Below are 2096 nucleotides of genomic sequence, written 5' to 3'. Positions count from 1 at the left end.
CTGACTCTACTTGAGGGGATTATTACTAATCCGAGTGAGAGAGTTTCTCAATTACCTTTGTTAACTAAAGTTGAACAACAACAGTTATTAATTGACTGGAATAATACTGAGGTAGATTATCCTGCTGACAAGTGTATTCATCAGTTATTTGAAGAACAGGTAAAACGCACACCCGAAGCGGTAGCAGTTGTATATTCAGAGCAACAATTAACCTACAATGAGTTAAATTGTCGAGCTAATCAGTTAGCACATTATTTGCAGTCTTTAGGAGTAAAACCTGAGCAATTAGTGGGGATTTGTCTTGAACGTTCTTTAGACATGATTGTGGGGTTATTAGCGATATTAAAAGCGGGTGGTGCTTATGTTCCTCTTGACCCAGAATATCCAACTGAGCGTTTACTGTATATCCTCCAAGATGCTCAAATTAGAGTTCTGTTAACCCAAAAACATTTAATCGCAGGACTTCCAAAACACCAATCAGAAATCGTTTGTTTAGATACTGACTGGTCGTTTATCACTCAAGCACAGGAATCAAATCCCTGCTGTGAAGTTCAACCGGAAAACTTAGCTTATGCAATCTACACTTCAGGTTCAACAGGAAAGCCAAAGGGAGTGATGATTCAGCACTCCTCCGTTGTCAATCTTGCTCACGGACTGCATGAAGCTATCTATGCTCACCATCAGATTTCCCCATTGCGAGTCAGCATCAATGCCTCTTTAGCTTTTGACGCTTCTGTGCAACAAATTATTCAACTGATATATGGTCATAGCCTGAACATTGTGCCAGAAAAGGTGCGATTTGATAGCCATGCCATGTTATCCCACCTGCGGCAGCAAAAAATAGATGTATTGGATTGCACACCATCGCAACTGAGGCTACTAATTTCAGTAGGATTGCTAGAAAGTGACAATCATCCTCAATCTGTCTTGGTGGGAGGAGAAGCCATTGATGAATCTATGTGGGCTACTTTGGCCAAGGCTGAAAACATTAATTTCTATAACGTTTATGGCCCGACAGAATGCACTGTGGATAGCACGATATGTTTGATCACAGCTAACCTCAAACCAGTGATTGGTCGTCCCATTGCTAAGGTAGAAACCTATATTTTAGACGAATATTTGCAACCTGTTCCTGTTGGTGTGCCTGGGGAATTACACATAGGCGGTGCGGGATTAGCGAGAGGCTACCTCAATCATCCAGAGTTAACCAATGAAAAATTTATCCCTCATCCCTTCCATCAGGAAACAGAAAGCAGATTATATAAAACGGGAGACTTAGGGCGTTATTTACCCGACGGTAATATTGAGTATTTAGGACGCATTGACAATCAAGTAAAAATTCGCGGTTTCCGCATTGAATTGGGAGAAATTGAAACCGTTCTTAGTCAGCACAGTGCGGTCAAAACGGCTGTTGTAATTGCTCGGGAAGATGAGACAAATCAGAAACGTTTAGTCGCCTATATTATTCCCCAAATAGAGATTATTTCCCCTCCAAAAGAGCAAAATTCGCTTAATATTACTCAACTGCGGCAATTCCTGAAAGCTAAGTTACCAGAGTATATGATTCCTAGTGCCTTTGTCATTTTGGAATCCCTACCCTTAACGCCTAATGGTAAAATCGATCATCGTGCTTTACCGGCTCCCGAATTCCAAAGCCAAGAGCAGTATATTGCGCCGCGTAACCCCATTGAAGAGATATTATCCTCGATTTGGGCAAAAGTATTAAAAGTTTCACAGGTGGGGATTCACGACAACTTCTTTGAGTTGGGTGGACATTCATTATTAGCAACGCAACTAATTTCGCGCATCCGTGAGGCTTTTCAGGTAGAAATGCCCTTACGCGAGTTATTTGTTGCACCGACAATCGCCGAATTGTCCCAAGAAATAAAACGGCTTTCCGAAGGAGAACAACTAACTGAACTGCCGATTTTACCCAGGGACAAAACAGCAGAATTACCCCTATCTTTTGCTCAGACTCGTCTCTGGTTTTTGGCTGAATTTGAGTCGAATAGTTCTTTTTATAATATCCCCCTAGCCTTGCGTTTAGAGGGAAACCTGAACTCAGAAATCTTAATCCAGAGTTTAGAAGAAATTTG

General features: G+C 41.4%; 1 pseudogene. It reads left to right on the top strand.

Annotated features, from left to right (window positions below):
* Positions 1–6: 6 nt before the first annotated feature.
* Positions 7–2096 (top strand): annotated as a pseudogene (locus tag PX482_RS24110) (non-ribosomal peptide synthetase); the annotation flags it as partial.

The sequence above is a fragment of the Microcystis sp. M53602_WE12 genome (assembly GCF_030065455.1).
Classification (GTDB): Bacteria; Cyanobacteriota; Cyanobacteriia; order Cyanobacteriales; family Microcystaceae; genus Microcystis; species Microcystis aeruginosa.
This window is presented reverse-complemented; position numbering and strand designations above follow the sequence as displayed.